Source organism: Thermococcus peptonophilus (assembly GCF_001592435.1).
GTDB classification, from domain to species: domain Archaea; phylum Methanobacteriota_B; class Thermococci; order Thermococcales; family Thermococcaceae; genus Thermococcus; species Thermococcus peptonophilus.
Genome location: NZ_CP014750.1, coordinates 848023 through 864772, shown reverse-complemented (window position 1 = coordinate 864772; position 16750 = coordinate 848023). Strand labels below are relative to the sequence as shown.

Genomic DNA, 16750 nt, shown 5'->3' with positions numbered 1-16750 from the left:
ATGGGGGCTGCAAACAGTACCTCCTTCTGGAATCAGGGCGTTTTGGGAAGAAAGATCCTCTTTACTCTAACCACAGGTGCCGTTGTAAAGGCGGTTTTAATCCTCATGGTAGGCCTCGTTATAGCAAAGGTTCTCAGGAGGTACTTGCTCAGCCTTGCTAGAACCACAAAGTACGTCTGGATAATCAACGAGGATACTGCCTCAACGATTCACAACATGGTGGTGGTCGTCGCTCTGGTGTACTCCCTTGACGCCCTTGGGGTTCTCTCAATTACCGTGGCTGGCACCAGCCTGAGCAATATCCTCGTCGCTTTCCTTGTGTTCTACTTCTCTTACGTCCTTGCCAAAAAGTCAAAGGACTACATTATAATGCGTTCTTCAAAGCAGAAACTTCCGGAAGTTCAGCTCAAGGCGAAGCTCTACTACTATACTTTCGTCACGCTGGCGTTCTTCATGGCCCTCAACATAGCAGGGCTGAGTGGCAGATTGTCAACGATAATCGCCGCCGCGGGAATAACGGGTATCGTCCTCGGTTTTTCGGCCCAGACTGTTGTAGCAAACTTCATCTCGGGCATATTCATGTACTTCGACAAGCCCCTTAGGATAGGGGACGCGGTAAGGATAGGAGACTTTGAGGGTATAGTCCATGATATTAGAATCCTTTCCACAAGAATACGGCAGTGGGATGGCACGCTCGTCAGGATACCAAACGAGAAGCTGTTTAACAGCGAGATAATCAACCTCCAGAAATATCCTGCAAGGAGGGCCGAGATAACCGTGGGAATAGCCTACAAGGAAGATGCCCAGAAGGCTATAGACACCATCATGAAGGTCTTAGAGGAGGAACCCATAGTGCTCGCAGAACCTGAGCCGAGGGTCTACGTGAGGGAACTCGGGGACAGCTCGGTCAACATAACGATCTGGGCGTGGGTTCCAAGCGAGCTCTGGCTGGGTCAGAACCTCCTCCGCTCGAAATACCGCCTCCTCCAGAAGATCAAAGAGGCACTCGACAGAGAGGGCATCGAGATACCGTTCCCGCAGAGGGTCAACTGGTTCGCGGAGGCACTGAGGGTAAAGATAGAAGAGCCAAAAGAAGATAGCTCTTAACTTTCCTTCTTTTCTATCAGTGCGTAGAAGAACCCGATAGTTCTGTGTCTGTGGGGCCAGGCTCTCATTGTCCCCTCGAGAAAGCCCGGGTCGTAAGGGCCGCTTAGGGGCACAAGCTCGGCCTCAGGATGCCGCTCAAGGAACCACTCCACAACTTCCTCGTTCTCTTCTGGAAGCATTGAGCACGTTGAATATAGCAGTCTTCCTCCAGGTTTCAAGAGTTTCCAGGCGCTCTCTACGAGACCCTTTTGAAGGGCAACCACCTTTGGAATGTTCTTCTCCCGGAGTCTCCAGCGGAGCTCGGGGTTCTTCGCTATAGTGCCGTCGCTGGTGCACGGGGCATCGAGGAGAACCTTATCGGCGATTTCCTCGCCTAGTAGCTCTGGAGCTTTTCTCCCATCGGCTTTAATAACTTCGGCGATTTCAACGCCGGTTCTCTTGAAAATCTCTTTCATGCGTTTTATTCTGGCGCTATCCACATCGAGGGCATAAATTTTGCCCCTGTTTTCCATCAGCTCCGCCATGTGGGCTGTTTTTCCTCCCGGGGCAGCCGCGAGGTCAACGACCCTCTCCCCGGGCTTTGGGTCGAGGATGAGGGAAGCGACAGCAGAGGCTTCCTCCTGCGCTATGGCGTAGCCCTTGTTGAAGAGCCACCCGGGGTTGAAGGGGTCGAGAATTCTGATTACAGTGTCCACTCTCTCACTTCTCTCGAAGCGGACGCCCTTCTTCCTTAGGTAGTTTTCCACCTCTTCAACGCTCGCCTTGAGGCGGTTCACCCTTATGCTCGTCGGAAGGGTGTCGTTAAGTGCCTTGAGCAGTTCCTCTGCTTCATCTCCAAGAAGGGCGCGCATCCTTGCTATGAACCACTCCGGGAAGAGGTACTTCCACTTGAGCCTCTTCTCCTCTGTGTCGAGCTTTGGTACGTAGTTGACGACCCTTGGCAGGAGGTCGTAGTAGTAATAGCCGACGTAGGGGTGTGTTCTCTTTGAGAGGAACTGGGCGATTCCCTTGAGGTGCTGGAGGGTCTTCTCGCTGGGCTCGCGGAAGACCCCCACTTCAACGGCCACCCTTAAAGCGGCCCTCAGCCAGGGATCGAGGATGAGTGGGGAAACACCAATGAGCTCCTCAATGATTTCGTCTATCAAACCGAGGCGCCTCTGGATTGAGTAGAATATCCCAGTCAGCTTGGAGTTCTCCCAGCCCTCAATCCTGTACTTTGCAAAGGCCTTCCTCTTCGCCTGCTGGCTGGGCTTAACCTCCTCGCCGAGCTTGAGGGCCTCTATGAGGGCATAGAGCTGTCTGTCGCTGAGCTTGAGCTTTGACACAGAACCACCTGTAAAAAGTTTCTGGTTCGGTTTAAAAGTTCAACCCTTCAGGAAGTCCGGGAGGTCGGAGCGGTCTTCTGTCAGCATTTTGAGCGTTTCCTTTCCATACGGCACGGGGGAGTGGGGCTGTCCGGCTATCTCCTCGATGAAGACTGCCTCGTACTCAAGCCCCTCTCTTCTCAGCCGCTTTGCTGACTCCCTGGCTTCGGTTGGCCTGATGGCGTAGTACCTCTGGGCGCTTTTTACGAGCGCGCTGAAGACTTCCCTGGCCTTTGACGTTATTATGGCGTCGGGGGCGGACTCCGTGAGGGCCTTCAGGGGGGAGTACAGGTATCTTATTACATCCTCCATGCGGAGGGGGATGGGCGACGTGAGGATTTCGAACACTAGGTCAAGCGCCTTGTCAACTATTACCGGGTTATTAGAATTCAGGAGGAGGCCCAATACCTCTCTTATGACCTCCTCGGCCCGGATTCCTGGTATTGATTTTGCGAATTTAAGTCCAACGAGCTTCAGGCCAGGGTTATCACTTCTTATAAGCTCCAGCACGAGGTTTTCAACGTTCCTGTAATCCATGGGTGGCAGCTTGTCGGCCGCGTCAACAAGCTCCAGCCACCGGGGGTCGTTTTGTTCTACAGGAGTATCGAGCATGACCTTCAGAAGGGTCCGCAGATCTCCCTTTGTGGGGGGCTCTTGGAGAAGGAGCACCTTCATGACCCTCGCGGCCTTTACTGCTGTCTTCCTGTTCCTCGTGAGCAGGAGGAGAAGACGGGGGAAGAGTTCCTTGTATATTTCTCTGTTCGTCCGCAGGGGCAGTAGCTCTTCCAGAAGGGCCAGAACCCTGAGCTGGAAGCGCTCTTCATCGAGCATGCGAATTAAGGTAATCAGTATCTCCTCATCTTCTTGGGCCAGAGAGATCAGACTCTTAGCATCCCATGACTCAAGAGTCTTGAGGATTTCATCGTAGGCCATACCAGTTCCCCCATACACTACACCAAGTTGTGGGGTATTACAATATAGCTTTTTCGATTTTTCTTTCGAATCGGTAGGCGTCAACTGGTATCCTCTCGATTCTCTTCCTGTGGAAGTGGAACTGGGCAGGGATTTCAAATGGCAGCGTCAGACGATGGGTTATGACGAACCCGTTGTCCCTGACAAAGGCCTCTATAAAAGCTCTCACCTCGGGCTTTGCGAGGTGGATTGAGTAGACAACGCCGCTCACCTCAAAGGCCTTGAGGAGGAAGGGTCTGTCGGCGTGCTTTACTTGGCTTCCGAAGGGAGGGTTCATTATGATAGTATCCACTTTCATCGAGAACTCTGAAACGTCGGCGTTTACGAACTCTATTTTGTCTTCGACGTCAAGTGAGCGCGCGTTTTCCCGGGCGATTTCAAGGGCCCTTCTGTCCCTCTCGACGGCGTAGACCCTTTCAGCGCCCAGCAGGACTGCGCCGATGCTCAAAACACCAGTGCCAGCACCCAGATCCGCGATGACTTTTCTCTCGACCTCACCGAGGGAATACGCTAACCACAAGAGCTCAGCGGCCACATCGCCGGGAGTCCTGTACTGCTCTAGCTCTGGCTTTGGGCTCTCAAAGCCCCTGAGCCTCGAAAGGAGCATTGCAAGGTGCTTTTTCTTTATTTTCACTTCCATCCCGTCCACCGTTTGAAAAAGTTATTTATATCATTAGCGCAATACCATGGGTGGGGGGAGGGGGACAATGGAACTGATACCAACAGGAATACCCAGTCTTGATAAGGCCCTGAACGGCGGGTTCTCAAGGGGTTCAACGATACTCCTAGCAGGAAACCCAGGTACTGGCAAGACACACCTTGCAATTCACATACTTTACAACAACATGAGGAGAGGACTCAAGGGGGCCTACGTCTCCTTTGCAGAGACTAAGAAGCAGTTCTACAGGAACGCGCTTCAGGCGGGGATTGACTTATCGAAGATGGAGGAGGTCGCCCTCTTCAGGTTCTACGACATGCTTACTGTTCCCAGGGACGAGCTTGAGGGAATGATTGCATTCCTCATCAACGACATCGTTGAGTTCAAACCAGACATAATAGTTTTTGACTCTGTTACAGTGTTCGGTCAGATGTTTGGCGAAGAGTACCTGCGTTCCTTCCTTCATTCCATAATAGGCCGCTTGGTAAACGCCTTTGACGCGCTGGCCATCCTCATTGATGAAATACCCTACGGCGAAAAGAGGCTCGGCTTTGGAATTGAAGAGTTTGTAGTTGATGGAGTCATAATCCTTGAGATGGAAAGGACCAGAGAAGTGATAAGACGGTACCTCACAATACCTAAGATGCGTGGCAGGCCACTCAGGCGCTCGGCCTATGAGTATGTTATAACGGAGGAAGGAATAGAGGTCTTTACTGTTCCTGAACTCGAATTTACCGAGAAAGAAGCACTAAAATCCAGGTTCAAGACTGGAATCGAAGGCCTTGATAGGCTCCTTGGGGGCGGCCTCTATGAGAGCAGCATCACCCTTATAGCGGGCCCAACGGGTTCAGGGAAGACAATACTGGCCCTCAACTTTGCCTCAAACCTCACCAGCTCGGGCAGAAACATTCTGTACATAGCCTTTGAAGAGAGCGCCGCCGCCCTGAAGGATACCCTCCACAAGCTCGGCCTTGTAGAAAACTTCGAAATAATCTCGATGGTTCCCGAAGGCAGGACGCCCATGGAATTCTACGCTTTCATAAAGAAGCTAATTGAAAAGGAGAGCTTCAACGTTCTTGTGATAGACTCTCTCTCGGCAATGAAGGCCCATATGGATGAAAAGGAATTTATAAAGGCCGTTAGGTATCTCCAGCTTCTCGCCAAGGAGAGGAGAGTAACATTCATACTAACCTACGTCACGGGGAGCATGACAGACCTTGCAACCACTGGATTTAGCACCCTTGTGGACAACCTGCTGTTCCTCACTTACCACGTGCCCAAAGAGGCAGGAAAAGCCCTCAAGAGATATATCCTCGTCCTGAAGACGAGACACTCCGAGAACGATCCGACCTTGAGAGAGTTCACCATCGGGGAAGGAGGGATAAAGATTGAGTGAGCTCAAGGCCGAAATCAACAGGGCTCTCATAGTCGCGACTGCCAAAGAGCTTCTGACTCAATTAGGTCCCCACTTCCTCCCGACAGTTGAGGCCTACCTTAAGTCTAAATACGGGACAACCCTTGACATAGCTGGTAGAGACCCCGCCAAGTTCTACAGAGCAATAGAAGAGCTCTTCGGAGAGTTCGGCGCGGCGATGTTCTTCTACAACCTGCTGATGGAGCTCCGCCTCAAGCCTGATAAGAGGGACAAAGAGACCGCGATTGCCCTGCTGAAGAAGTTCGCGGGTGTCGAGAATGGTGAGTGAGCTTATCCGGGTTCTCAAGGATAAGCACGCTTTTCTGTCAGTAATGCTGGAGAGCATTGAGATGGCAATTGAACACATGGAAGAACAGGGCACTCCTGAAGAAATTTACAACACCCTCGTCACTTTCCTTAGGTGAGTTCCCTACGAGAGCCATCCTCCAAGAAGTGGCCGATGAAAGAGGTTTGGGGATAAAGGTCAAGGATAAAGAGAGCGTCATCAAGGTAATAAAGAGGCTCAGTGGGCAACCAGGGCCTTAGACTTCGAAGCTATATTCTCCAGAATTCTTATCGCGAGCTTCTGCTCGTCGGGCGAGGCAGTCTTTTTGATCTCCTTCAGCTTTTCAACGAACGGCTTAAGTAGGGAGATCTTCTCGACCGGGGCGGACCCAACCAGCGCGTCAAGCGTAAGGAGCGCATCAAAGCGCGTCCCTTCCTTTTCAAGGTATTCCAAAAGGCGGGACAGGACGACCTTCACCGTCTTCTCGTCCCAGGTTTTCTGGAAATAATAGCTGAAGAACTCGAGTGAGGGTACAACCTTTTCTTCGTCCCCAGATAGGTACCACTCAAGGAACCGACCGACTATTTCGTCGCCGTAGGGGGCCTTCGGGACAATGGTAGCCAGCGTCCTAACGGCCCTGAAGCGCATCCACCTGTGTTTAGAGGAGGCTATCTCCATCAGAGGCCCGACCGCAGGCTTGAGAATGAATGCATTCGTTTCGTCGAGCTTCTCAGCGAGCTTTGAGAGCGCCCAAAGGGCGTCCATTTTCTCGAACTTATCACCTTCCTCAAGCTTTCTTTCCAGCTCAAAGATAACTTCAGGTTTTTTCAGCGCCAGCTCAGTAAGTTCAGAAGTTTTTCCAGAGGTTATTGCCTTTTCCAGCTCCTTTTTAGTCTCCTCGTCTGGCATCTTGGGTATTTGTTCTGATTTCCCTATATGGTCCATCAGTTTTTCTCTTCCCGTTTTCTTCCTGCCGAACTGAGATATGTGCGGGAATTGTAGGGACTTCTGGGCCTCGGCCTCGGGTGGAGGGGACGGGTATTTCGGCCCGGATAATACTCTCTCGTTTATCCTCAGCCTCTCCTTTTCCATCCTCTCAAGTTCCTGAGCCAGCCAGCTGAGGACGTAGGTGTCCCCCACGGCCAGAGCAAGGTCAATGGCTTCGTAAAAGCGTTCGTTTATCAGAAGCTCCTGGATTTTTCTCCTCGCTTCCTCGGGTCGGTTTTTGTAGTATCTGGATATGGCATCCTCCAGCTTTTCAGCTACTATTCGAGCCTTATCTCTTACTTCGGGTTTTCCTTTTAATGCGAGGTTCTTCACGAGGGTTAACACACCGGTAACATCATCAATGAACTCCTCACGCAGGGGATAGTGTGATATCTCAAGGAGCAGGTTCAAAGCGAAGTCTGTCAGGGGTATGTCTTCACCAGTAATCATATCGCGGACTTCAGAAAAAGCCGTCTTTAAAAGGGAGGGGTCTCCCGTGTAAGCGGTGATGTTTAGGAGGAGTCTGAGGCCCATTGCCCTAAGCCTGGGGTTCTTGGAGCGGAGAAGCCTGGCAATAACATCGTGAACCCTTGGATCTGGGAAGGTTATCCTAACGTTCTCCAGGATGGGTGGAATTTCAAGGAGAACAATCTCGTTCCTGCGTGCCTTTACGAGGTCTTTGAGCGCATGGCCGAGCTTCACGAAGCTCTCAGGATCAAGAGGGAGTCCAGTAATGAGGGCTTTTATTGCTCTGAGGGCATAGATTGGAACCCTGTCGTCGTTCTCCAGTGCCAGAGCTATCAAGTCATCAAGGGTTCTCTTTAGGATTCTAAGACGCATTATGTCGGGCATTCGCTTCAAGGCCTCTCCGAGGGCCATAACCGCCGCCAGCTTCATCTTTGAGTCTTTGCTGTGAAGAAAAGACAAAAGCAGTGTGAGGGCTTCTTCATTGCCGAGAACAAGCTCTGAAGCTTTTTTGATCTTCCCCGACTTGAGGTACTCCTCGAGGAGCTTTGAATCATCAGACACGGCGCACCGCCCGACTGTTTTCTACGTCAAACCTTATTAGGATTTTGTTATTCGAACACAAAACATGAAAAATTTTAAAAATTTAAGCAGGGTGTTGGGTCAGTAGCGCAGACTTATGCCAATGGGCTCGTCTTCCTTTCTCTCGGCGCCGAGAATCTCGTCGAACTCATAGTCTTCCCTCAGCCCGAGGAGGATTTCAACCTCCCTTGGGGTAAGCACGGGCTTCATCCAGTTCTCGTAGTCGTCTATCGGGACGCGCGGGCAGGCGACGACTACGTAAGCGTCAAAGTCGAATCCCTCTAAAGCCTGATAGCTTATGTGGTTCATCGCCAAAAGCCTCGCGTACTTTCCGTGCTCGCGGAGGATCTTGACGATTCTTTTCGCCTCCGCAAGTCTCAGCTGGCCTTTCTTCGTGCTCGTTATCACTCCGAACCTCTGCGCATCCATCGCCTTGGCTATCTGCGCCCAGCGCTTCCTCACGAGCCTCTCCGCTTCCTCCTCCATCCATATAGCATCGCCGGAGTACGGGTTGATCGCGAGCGTTGGTTTCTTAACCGCCATGGCGACGCCTATCGGGTGGAAGTAGCCGGCGCCGATGAAGAGAACGCCCTCGGCGTCAACTTTAGCCGCGCTGAAGTTGCACCCAAGCACCTGACCGGGCCAGCTCACCCTTGAGTCGCCCTTTCCGATCAGCACCTCAAAGCCGTTCTTTTCCAGAAATTCTTTCGCCCGTTCAAGATGGTGGATGTGCTGGGCCGTCGTGACGAGTGCTATCCTTCTTCCGAGTTTTCTGATTTCCTCGAGGTTCTTCTCAAGGGCGGGGAGTACGTCAACCTTCGCAAAGGCAGGCACAAAAATCGTTGGAACCTCGAGGTGGAGCTGCATGTATGAGTGTCCAAGATGGATTAGTGCGTCGCATCCTAATCTCTTAGCCTCGCTGTCGGCTGGATCACAGGCGCCGTAGTTTATGTCCCCCCTTATTATTGTCTCAATCCCGTTCTCCTCAAGGAAGTCGGCCAACTCCTGCGCCTCCCTCTTGAGGCCCTCGGGAGTCTGGATGAGAACCCTTTGAGCGTTAAGTTCCTGGAGCTTTTCAAGTATCTCGCCGAAGGGAACCTCGTGCATTGAACTCACCGTGTAGAGTTTGAATGGGCCTTTTTAAATTTCCACTTCTCTCGCTTTGTGCCATACCTAAATACCAAGGATTTTTTCGGTTCTTAGATCATCTCGTTCTAAAACTGGAAGCTGTGTGTTATACTTTGCTTCAGAGAAGTGCAAAACTCTCGGAATAGTTTCAAAAACTAACATTGGGAAGTAAAACTTATTAACTCCCACATCCATTTTTATCCCGCCCAATAAGGGGGTGATAAAATGAGAAAGGTTGAAATAATAGCTCTGGTGCTCCTCCTTCTGGGAGCAACCATTCCAAGCGTCAGCGCCGGCGACCTCCTGAACTACATCTGGGACACCAGAACCTACCAGCACCCCTACCCGACCGACGTCAGGCCGGGCGATCTCGTCTACGGCCACAGTCCCGACCTCTTCAACGCCATCATTCCAGGCTACTGGATACACGTTGCCATCGTGGCATGGTACAACGACACCATTGACGACTGGATGGTTATAGAGGCCAAAATAGGCAAGGGCGTCATCATCAGCCCGCTCAGGGAGTTCCTCAGCAGGTACGACGTCGTCGCCCTCCAGCGCGTTAAGACGACCGACGAGGTCAGGCAGAAAGCTGTTGAGTTCGCTTACCAGCAGCTCGGCAAGCCCTACAACTACAACTACCTCGGCAAGCCAAAGGTCTACTCCGACAAGTACTACTGCTCCCAGCTCGTCTGGGCGGCTTATCTCGTCGCCAGCAACTATCAGATAAACCTCGACAAGAACGATGGGGCCTTTGACTGGAAGTACTTCTACTCGGTCGCTCCACAGGAAGTCTACGACGACCCGATGACTTACACCATCTATTACGACGAGGCCTGATTCTTCCCTTTTCTTCTTCCCTTTGACTGCATAAAGCATTTATACTTCCAAAGTTCAACAATAACTCGAAGTCCGATGCATCGAGGTGGTGAGTATGGAGACCGTTGAAGGAATTATGGTCGTAACGACCGAGACGATTCCCGGCTACCGCATCGTTGAGGTCAAGGGAATAGCGAGGGGCGGAATAGTCAAGGCCACACACATAGGCAGGGACATAATGGCCGTCCTTAGAAACATCAAGGGTGGCGAAGTCAAGGAGTACACACAAATGATGGCAGAGGCCAGGGAAGAGGCCCTTAGGAGAATGGTGCTCCACGCCAAGGAGCTCGGTGCCAATGCGGTCGTTAACGTCCGCTTCGCTACTGCAAACGTCGGTTCTAGTGTTGCCGAGGTCTACGCCTATGGAACCGCGGTGGTCGTTGAGGAGGAGTGAACATGTACCTTCCGCCATTCCCGCTTCTCGGCGGGATTCTGGCGTGGACAACGGTTTACTTCTTAGGCTTCAAGAAGCAGAAGTGGGCCGAGCTGATCCTCGGTGCGGTGGCCTTCATACTGGCGATGGTCATCCAGAACCCGATACAACAGCTTCCCCTCCTCGGAATCGGCATACGGAGCAACGCGGATGTTATTGCCAGAGGAACGGCCTTTACAGTCGGAGTTGCTATCTGGCTGGGCCTCGTTGCAGGTTTCGTCCAGGAAGGAGTTAAGTACTTCTTCGTCAAGGACAGGAGTCCCAATGATGCGCTGTTCGTCGGCCTCGGCTTCGGAATAACCGAGGTTCTCTCCGTTGCGGTTACACCGATCATCGCGGTGGCCGTTGCCGGAGGAAAGCTTGACGTTCCGGTTCTTCAGGCACTCCTCTCAATGGTGGAGCGCTACTTTGCAGTCCTCTTCCACGTCGGAACAACAGTTTATCTCGCCTACGCCTCCAAGAATGGCCTCGGCGGAAAGGGCTTCCTCACGATGGCAACCCTGCACGGCTTCGTTGATACGCTCGCTGTTTACGGCCAGTTTTTAGTCCTGAAGAGTGAGGAGCTGGCGATGAAGTTCACGATTGGCCTGGAGGTAGTCTTCGCCGTTACAGCAACAGCTTTAATCGCCTACACTCTACCACTCGCCAGGATCGAAGAACCCGATGAGAATAAGGTAATCTGGTGATAGGCTTTGCTCGGGAAAAGAGAGGAGAAAGCCCTCAAGAAGCTCAGGAAGGAGCTCCGCTCAGGCCTCTACTCCTTTTTGGTTTTATCCATCCTCGAAAGAGAGGGGGAGCTACACGGCTACGCGATAAGGAAGAGGCTTGAGGAGCTGAGCGGAGGGAAGCTCGTTCCCAGTGAGGGAGCCCTATACGACATTCTGAAGGGCCTTAAAAAGCTCGGCCTCCTCCAGGACAGCTGGGCAGAGGCCGGCGGAAGACCGAGGAAGTACTACTCAATCACAGAGATGGGAAAGATAGTGCTCGCCCAGTTGCGGGAGGAGATAAGAGTTATTGAATCCGTCCTTGAGAAACTGGAGGGATCTGAATGAGCGAACTGACCTTTGAGGTGTTCATATCCCTCACCTTTTTGGCGGCCGGTCTGCTGACCTACTCCTTCCGGAACAAAAGGAACTACCTCATCGGCTTCAGGATAGGTTACACCTACATGTCGGACAGAGCTTGGAGGGAAACCAACACATTCGCCGGGCTGTTCATGATGGTCTTCTCGGTTCTACTGCTCGGGCTTGCGCTGGCGGGCATTGGGATTCTCGCCTTCATACTCATAATGCTCGCCGGGGTCGTCTTTCTCACGGTAGCCGGCTTCAGGATAGCCAAGAGGGCTTACGAAGAGGAGGAACTCTCAATAGAGGCTCCTGAAAAACCGATCGAGAGGATAGAGGTCAACGTTAAGCCATATCTCATTGCTCAACTGCTTGGACTGGCCGCTTACTTCGTCCTCGCGGTTCTCCTCTGGGACAAACTTCCAGTGAGAGTCGCAATCCATTTCAACGCCTCCGGAGAGCCGGACAGCTTCGCCCCAAAGACCGTTGGCACTCTTCTATTTCCGCTGGTGGTCTATCCGCTCTTCCTCACCATGACGTACTTCCTCAAAGAGCCGGCCTTCGCACCGCTCCTCAGGTTCAGCAGGAAGGGCTGGAGAGCCTTTGCCGAGTTTATGACCGTTATGGCCCTTGGAATCGTTGTTATTGATAGTTTGATGCTACTCTACAACGTTGGTTACGTCCCATCGAGTTGGATAGGCTATTCCGTCTGGGCTTTCCTGATAGTTACCTTCGGGATGATTTTCAGGATCTTTTGGGTGAGAGGTGGGGCAACTTGAACCCGTACTCCCTTCTAAGGGTCCTCTACGGCGTTTTCCTTGGACTGGCCTTCGTGATAGGGGGCATACTTACCTCAACCTCCAAGGGCGAACCTGGAGTCGGATTCAGAATAGGCTATACCTACCTCAGCGAGCGGGCCAGGAAAAAGGCGAATAATGTGACTGGAATAGGTCTGATCCTCTTGGGTGTGCTGTTTATGCTCTCCTCCTTCTTCCTGCCGCTCTGCGGCATGTTCGTTCTCCTCATCGGAGGAGTCGCCGTTGTCCTTGCGATCGGCTACGTCGTGGCCAGGCGCGAGTACGAACTTGAGGACATCTCCAGGGAAGCACTGGAAAAGCCAAGAAAAAGCATAGAAACGCCCAGACTCGGGAAGTATTTGATAACACAGCTGGTCCTCGCTTTCCTCTTTCTTCTCATGTCCCCAAAGCTCCCGAGGGGGATGGCCTTTGTCCTCGGCTCTGTAATGGCCCTCATCATAGGTCTAACGCTCCTCGCATCCCGGCCGCTCGTCTTCCAGCTCGCTCCAAAGTTCTCGGGAATAATGGCGCGCGGCTTTGCAAAGGCCCTTACGCTGATCTCTGCACTCATTACCTTCGAAGCCTTTCTCGTATGGACGGGCTTTGAGAATGACGTTCTGGGAATACTGCTGCTTCCGATTTTCCTGCTGGTTATTTTCTACGCGGCCTACGTCATGCTGACCTCTGCCTACGAGGAGGGCTACTACTAGCTCTCAAGCACCCTTATCAGCCTCTCCTTTTCTGGCTTTTCGATTATCCTAACCTTCAAGGCGTGCTGGAGGATGTAATCCGGGACATCATCCCCAAAGAAAGCTCTAATCCCCTTTCCAGGCAGGTAGAAGGCGTAAACTCTCACTCTCTTCCCGAGGACTTTTCCCGTGAAGACGGCAAAGCCCTTCTCCGCGTTGACTCTCACGACATCCAACGAGAACGTCTCAGCTATGGAAAAGAAGGCCTCGAAGAGCTTCACCCTAGCATCTTTCAGGGCCTTATTTACAGCTTGCCTTGAGATTCCGAGGGCTTCCGCTATCTCCACCTCCCGCATGTCCTTGGCCCTCATTAGCCAGACGCGTTCCATCCCCTCAGGGAGCTTGAGCATTGGCGACCCCCCTGATCAGGACTCGTAATACCGCCTCAGGCTCCTCGGTCATTAGGGAGTACCTTTTCCTTTGGGTCGTTATCACAACGTAGTCCTTACGGTAATACTCGGCAACAAAAAGGAGGCCGAATACACCCAAGACCAAAACGGATATGGGGTTAATATGGCCTACTTTTAGCTCCATAAGAAGTGCCGCAAAGAGCAGATCGAGAACCCCGAAGAGGAGGGCGATGTTAGTCCTACTGAACGGCAGAGACATAATCGCAAGGTAAAGAATGCCGAAGAATATCAGCCCTATGTCGCCGAGGTAGTACCCCTCCAAAAGCCCGCTGGGGAGGAGCAAAAGGTCAAGGAAGACGAACAGCACACTGGCGGTGATTAAGACATACAATCCCGGAAATTCCCTTATCAGGACTGCCCTCTCAAGCCTGCTCACTACTTTAACGTCTTCTATTTCAGAGAGGGGAACGTTAATTGCTAATCTGCCAAAGGCGTACTTAAGCCTCAATGTCCATCCTTCCACCTCAACCGATGTCCCCCACGAAGCCCCGAGGATGAGCCAGCCCACAATAGAGAAGTACCACCAATCCGGAGCAAGTCTTGGAAAGCCTATTATCAGGAGAAATGAGAATCCCAACAAGATGAGTGGAAGCCCCGAAAAGCTAGCGGGCTTTGCATCCCCCACTTTCATCACGGATCACCCCTTAGCTTCCATAATTCCACCATACCTGATCAACCCTACTATCAGCTCCCCATTGGCACAGGAGACGAGATAGCTCTCCTTCTCAGTTCTCACAACAACCAGATCCCTGTTAAGAAGTTCGTTCAGGAGAAAGCTTCCAAAGAGCCATGTGAGCAGGGTTACTGGGAGCGTTTTCAGAGAGCTGAAGGCAAGCAGAGGAAGTGAGAGGAGAATCGGTAAGATTGTTAACGATAGCTTCTTCTTTTTAAGCTCTTTGAGGGGAAAGATGAAGATTTCAAGGTAAAGGACAAGCCAGTAAGCATAAACGGCAAGAAGCTCGGTGTAAGGTGCCCCTTTTGTCACAAAAGCCATCAAAAAAGCAGTCAATGCTACAGGCGTCGTTCCAAAGGCCTTTGCCATGGTCAAAATCCTGCCGCGCTCCATCTCGGACAACCTTGCAACTTCAACCACATCGCCGAGCTCAACGCTTCCAAAGACATAGCGGAGCCGCTTTCTCTCGGGTTCTATCCCCCTACCCTGCGACGACAGGAAAAGAACCAGCCCGATCAGCATTAAATAGGTCGATCCGGCTAAAATACTACCAACCATAACACCTAAACCGGCTATGTTCAGGAGAAGCGGTACTCCTCCCGTTGGGTAAGGGTAGCAGTCACCCCTCATACCACCACCTTGTCAATCTTAGTAAGTTGACAACGTATTTAAGCCTTTCTAAAGGCTTAAATTATTTTACACACTTTCTCATGTGGTGATAATATGTCCCTTGAGGAGCTCTACCGATACTTAAACTGGCGGATGAACCCAGCGGACAAGAGGGCACGGGATAGGTTCGAGAGAATAAAGGAGTTTTTTGAGTCAATCTCGGATGGACTACCCCATGGAGGCAGAATTCTAGATATCTGCGCTGGAACTGGAGTGGCGGGGGTGGCTCTTGCCAAGGCAACCAGGGCAAAACTCCTAACGGTCCTCGACGCCAGGAAAGACGACCTCGAACTCGCCAGTGAGTGGCTCAAAATCGCTGATATAAACCCCAAACTCAATCTCGTCCAGGGTGATGCGAGAGAGACAGCGAAGCTCGTGGGCGAGCACGACGTTGCAGTCCTCTGGGGCTACACGATGCCGCACTTCGACCCCTTTGATGCCGTGAGGCTCTTCGCGAACGTTGCATCCATCCTGAGCGATGACGGCGTTTTTATCATAGAGGACATGGACAGGGTCTACTGGATTCTCTACCGCGCTGGATATAAAAAGTTCCTCATCGAAGGGCGGAGGGAGAACTACACCATAGCCTCGATGCACGAGGGCTACGATTTCGCGAGGGGAACTTTTAAGAGAGGTTACTACATCATCCCCGGGTTCAAAAAGATAAGCGACGTTGACTTCCACTACTGGGACTTGGCGACCCAGCTCGCCATTGGCGGCGTTTTCTTCAAGGAAGCTGAACTGATAACTCAAGAGGAGCACGGAAGAAAAGTTGGAGACATCCTGCTCTTCAGAAAGCCAAGAAAAAAGGTAGCAGAGGAGATTCTCGCCAGCTACAGCGTGTAGTACTGCGGTCTCCTGTCCTTGAAGATGTCGTTCATCTCGTTTATCCTCTTGTCCCTCGCCAGCGATAGGTCTATCTCGACCACCCCGACTTCCTCTTTATCCTCACTTCCCATTGCAAGGACTTCCGCCTTCGGCGAGGCTATCGTGCTCTTTCCTATGAACCTCAGCCCGAACTCCTCTCCAATCCTGTTGGCCGTTATCGTGTAGACCCTGTTCTCAAGGGCCCTTATCGGCATGGCCCTTGGAGCGTAGGGCATGACGAGGTTGCTCGGGTGGGCTATGATGTCAGCGCCCTTGAGGGCAAGCGTTCTCGCGCTCTCGGGGAAGAACCAGTCAAAGCATATCATAACGCCGACCTTCGCTATGCCAATATTGAAGACGTGGAAGCCGAGGTTTCCGGGTCTGAAGAAGAGCTTCTCCCTGTTGAAGAGGTGCACCTTCCGGTACTTCCCGATGTAGCCCCAGCCCACAGGACCGACCACAACCGCAGAGTTGTAGAGGTTGCCCTTCTCGTCTTTCTCGGCCGTTCCCGCCACTATGAAGACCTCAAGCTCTTTCGCGAGTTCAACCAGAAACTCTGTCGTCGGGCCGTCTGGAATTTGGCCGGCCACTTCCGCAACCTCTTCCCTGCTCCTGAAGTTGTAGCCGGTGTCGAACAGCTCTGGGAGAACCACGAGCTTGGCGCCCTGATCAGCGACCTCCCGTATCAGCTCCTCCGCTTTGGAGTAGTTGACCTCGGGATCAAGAAAAACAGGCTCCATCTGAACGTAGGCAACCTTCATAGTATCACCTACCCGGTATAAAGTCCCAAAGTTGATAAACCTGATGGGTTCAGATGTTCAAGATATTCCAGACTTTTTAGACTTTGAAAATGTCTTTTCCAGATTTTCAGATGTTTTTGAAGACAGTGCGTTAATTTTTACAACGCATCAAACCTTCTAGAAAATTTAAATCCGCTAAACACTTATAAAACCATCAAAAATGTTGTTAGTATATCCAACGAAAACGGCCATTAGAACGCATCTATGCTCCGAAAGAGACTACCTAATAGCCCTTCTGGGTATGCAAACCCCTGCGAGCCAAAAGGAAAACCTTAAAAACTCTCCACCAGAGGTCGGCTCAGGAAAAGGAGGTGACGATCATGAAGAGGCGCCCGAGGAAGTGGAAAAAGAAGGGAAGGATGAGGTGGAAGTGGATCAAGAAAAGGATTAGGAGACTCAAGAGGCAGCGCAGGAAGGAGCGCGGACTTATCTGACGCTCCGGTGGT

At 51.9% G+C, this 16750-nt stretch carries 20 protein-coding genes; 11 read left to right on the top strand and 9 right to left on the bottom strand.

The genetic code is table 11. The annotated features are described in order from the left end of the window. Nucleotides 1-1107, top strand: a complete 1107-nt coding sequence (locus A0127_RS04615; RefSeq protein ID WP_062388537.1) for a mechanosensitive ion channel family protein — start codon at nucleotides 1-3, stop codon at nucleotides 1105-1107. Here A0127_RS04615 and A0127_RS04610 read toward each other — a convergent pair. From A0127_RS04610 to A0127_RS04600, 3 genes are read right to left on the bottom strand one after another with little or no spacing between them, the layout of a single operon-like run. Beyond that, nucleotides 1104-2432, bottom strand: coding sequence for an RsmB/NOP family class I SAM-dependent RNA methyltransferase (locus A0127_RS04610; protein WP_062388535.1), 1329 nt, complete (start codon nucleotides 2430-2432; stop codon nucleotides 1104-1106). The genes A0127_RS04615 and A0127_RS04610 overlap by 4 nt on opposite strands. Before the next feature lie 39 nt (nucleotides 2433-2471). After that, entirely contained in the window at nucleotides 2472-3404 is a 933-nt protein-coding gene (locus tag A0127_RS04605; protein ID WP_062388532.1) for a hypothetical protein, read from the bottom strand. 37 nt (nucleotides 3405-3441) lie between these two features. Further along, nucleotides 3442-4071: an METTL5 family protein gene (locus A0127_RS04600; protein WP_054840880.1), complete on the bottom strand. Its 630-nt coding sequence runs from the start codon at nucleotides 4069-4071 to the stop codon at nucleotides 3442-3444. A gap of 58 nt (nucleotides 4072-4129) precedes the next feature. Between A0127_RS04600 and A0127_RS04595 the strand changes: the two genes are divergently transcribed. From A0127_RS04595 to A0127_RS10710, 3 genes are read left to right on the top strand one after another with little or no spacing between them, the layout of a single operon-like run. Then, nucleotides 4130-5497 carry an ATPase domain-containing protein gene (locus tag A0127_RS04595; protein ID WP_231855807.1) on the top strand — a complete coding sequence of 456 codons (1368 nt, stop codon included), beginning with the start codon at nucleotides 4130-4132 and terminating at the stop codon, nucleotides 5495-5497. Further along, a complete protein-coding gene (locus A0127_RS04590) occupies nucleotides 5490-5804 on the top strand; it encodes a NitrOD5 domain-containing protein (RefSeq protein WP_062388526.1) in 315 nt (104 codons plus the stop codon). The genes A0127_RS04595 and A0127_RS04590 overlap by 8 nt, the downstream gene beginning before the upstream one ends. After that, the gene (locus A0127_RS10710; protein WP_231855806.1) at nucleotides 5794-5940 is read left to right on the top strand and encodes a hypothetical protein; all 147 of its coding nucleotides are present in this window, start codon (nucleotides 5794-5796) and stop codon (nucleotides 5938-5940) included. Before A0127_RS04590 ends, A0127_RS10710 begins: the two co-directional genes overlap by 11 nt. Nucleotides 5941-6038: 98 nt before the next feature. On the opposite strand, the gene A0127_RS04580 is transcribed toward A0127_RS10710, so the two are convergent. After that, nucleotides 6039-7817, bottom strand: a complete 1779-nt coding sequence (locus A0127_RS04580) for a HEAT repeat domain-containing protein (protein WP_062388524.1) — start codon at nucleotides 7815-7817, stop codon at nucleotides 6039-6041. A 99-nt stretch (nucleotides 7818-7916) separates the two neighbouring features. Beyond that, complete coding sequence (gene dph2, locus A0127_RS04575) at nucleotides 7917-8942, bottom strand: diphthamide biosynthesis enzyme Dph2 (RefSeq protein WP_062388521.1); 1026 nt, start codon at nucleotides 8940-8942, stop codon at nucleotides 7917-7919. Between the two features lie 246 nt (nucleotides 8943-9188). Here dph2 and A0127_RS04570 point away from each other — a divergent pair, with 246 nt between their 5' ends. From A0127_RS04570 to A0127_RS04545, 6 genes are all read left to right on the top strand, one after another. After that, entirely contained in the window at nucleotides 9189-9803 is a 615-nt protein-coding gene (locus A0127_RS04570) for a YiiX/YebB-like N1pC/P60 family cysteine hydrolase (RefSeq protein ID WP_062388518.1), read from the top strand. Between the two features lie 94 nt (nucleotides 9804-9897). Next, nucleotides 9898-10236 carry a YbjQ family protein gene (locus A0127_RS04565; protein ID WP_054840844.1) on the top strand — a complete coding sequence of 113 codons (339 nt, stop codon included), beginning with the start codon at nucleotides 9898-9900 and terminating at the stop codon, nucleotides 10234-10236. A gap of 2 nt (nucleotides 10237-10238) precedes the next feature. Next, the gene (locus tag A0127_RS04560) at nucleotides 10239-10961 is read left to right on the top strand and encodes a YhfC family glutamic-type intramembrane protease (protein ID WP_054840845.1); all 723 of its coding nucleotides are present in this window, start codon (nucleotides 10239-10241) and stop codon (nucleotides 10959-10961) included. Between the two features lie 6 nt (nucleotides 10962-10967). Then, the gene (locus A0127_RS04555) at nucleotides 10968-11327 is read left to right on the top strand and encodes a PadR family transcriptional regulator (RefSeq protein ID WP_062388514.1); all 360 of its coding nucleotides are present in this window, start codon (nucleotides 10968-10970) and stop codon (nucleotides 11325-11327) included. Next, entirely contained in the window at nucleotides 11324-12118 is a 795-nt protein-coding gene (locus A0127_RS04550; protein WP_062388511.1) for an SdpI family protein, read from the top strand. The genes A0127_RS04555 and A0127_RS04550 overlap by 4 nt, the downstream gene beginning before the upstream one ends. Next, nucleotides 12115-12846: an SdpI family protein gene (locus tag A0127_RS04545; protein ID WP_156471152.1), complete on the top strand. Its 732-nt coding sequence runs from the start codon at nucleotides 12115-12117 to the stop codon at nucleotides 12844-12846. Before A0127_RS04550 ends, A0127_RS04545 begins: the two co-directional genes overlap by 4 nt. On the opposite strand, the gene A0127_RS04540 is transcribed toward A0127_RS04545, so the two are convergent. Genes A0127_RS04540 through A0127_RS04530 form a run of 3 tightly spaced genes read right to left on the bottom strand, consistent with a single transcriptional unit; the run spans nucleotide 12843 to nucleotide 14598 of the window. Next, nucleotides 12843-13235 (bottom strand): sigma factor-like helix-turn-helix DNA-binding protein, encoded by a 393-nt coding sequence (locus A0127_RS04540; RefSeq protein ID WP_062388507.1) that lies wholly within the window; start codon nucleotides 13233-13235, stop codon nucleotides 12843-12845. The genes A0127_RS04545 and A0127_RS04540 overlap by 4 nt on opposite strands. Then, nucleotides 13219-13926, bottom strand: a complete 708-nt coding sequence (locus tag A0127_RS04535; protein WP_062388505.1) for a hypothetical protein — start codon at nucleotides 13924-13926, stop codon at nucleotides 13219-13221. The genes A0127_RS04540 and A0127_RS04535 overlap by 17 nt, the downstream gene beginning before the upstream one ends. 6 nt (nucleotides 13927-13932) lie before the next feature. Next, nucleotides 13933-14598, bottom strand: a complete 666-nt coding sequence (locus A0127_RS04530) for a hypothetical protein (RefSeq protein WP_062388503.1) — start codon at nucleotides 14596-14598, stop codon at nucleotides 13933-13935. A 93-nt stretch (nucleotides 14599-14691) separates the two neighbouring features. Here A0127_RS04530 and A0127_RS04525 point away from each other — a divergent pair, with 93 nt between their 5' ends. Then, complete coding sequence (locus A0127_RS04525) at nucleotides 14692-15483, top strand: class I SAM-dependent methyltransferase (RefSeq protein WP_062388501.1); 792 nt, start codon at nucleotides 14692-14694, stop codon at nucleotides 15481-15483. Here A0127_RS04525 and A0127_RS04520 read toward each other — a convergent pair. Further along, complete coding sequence (locus tag A0127_RS04520; RefSeq protein WP_062388498.1) at nucleotides 15471-16265, bottom strand: nitrilase; 795 nt, start codon at nucleotides 16263-16265, stop codon at nucleotides 15471-15473. The genes A0127_RS04525 and A0127_RS04520 overlap by 13 nt on opposite strands. Nucleotides 16266-16750: the final 485 nt, after the last annotated feature.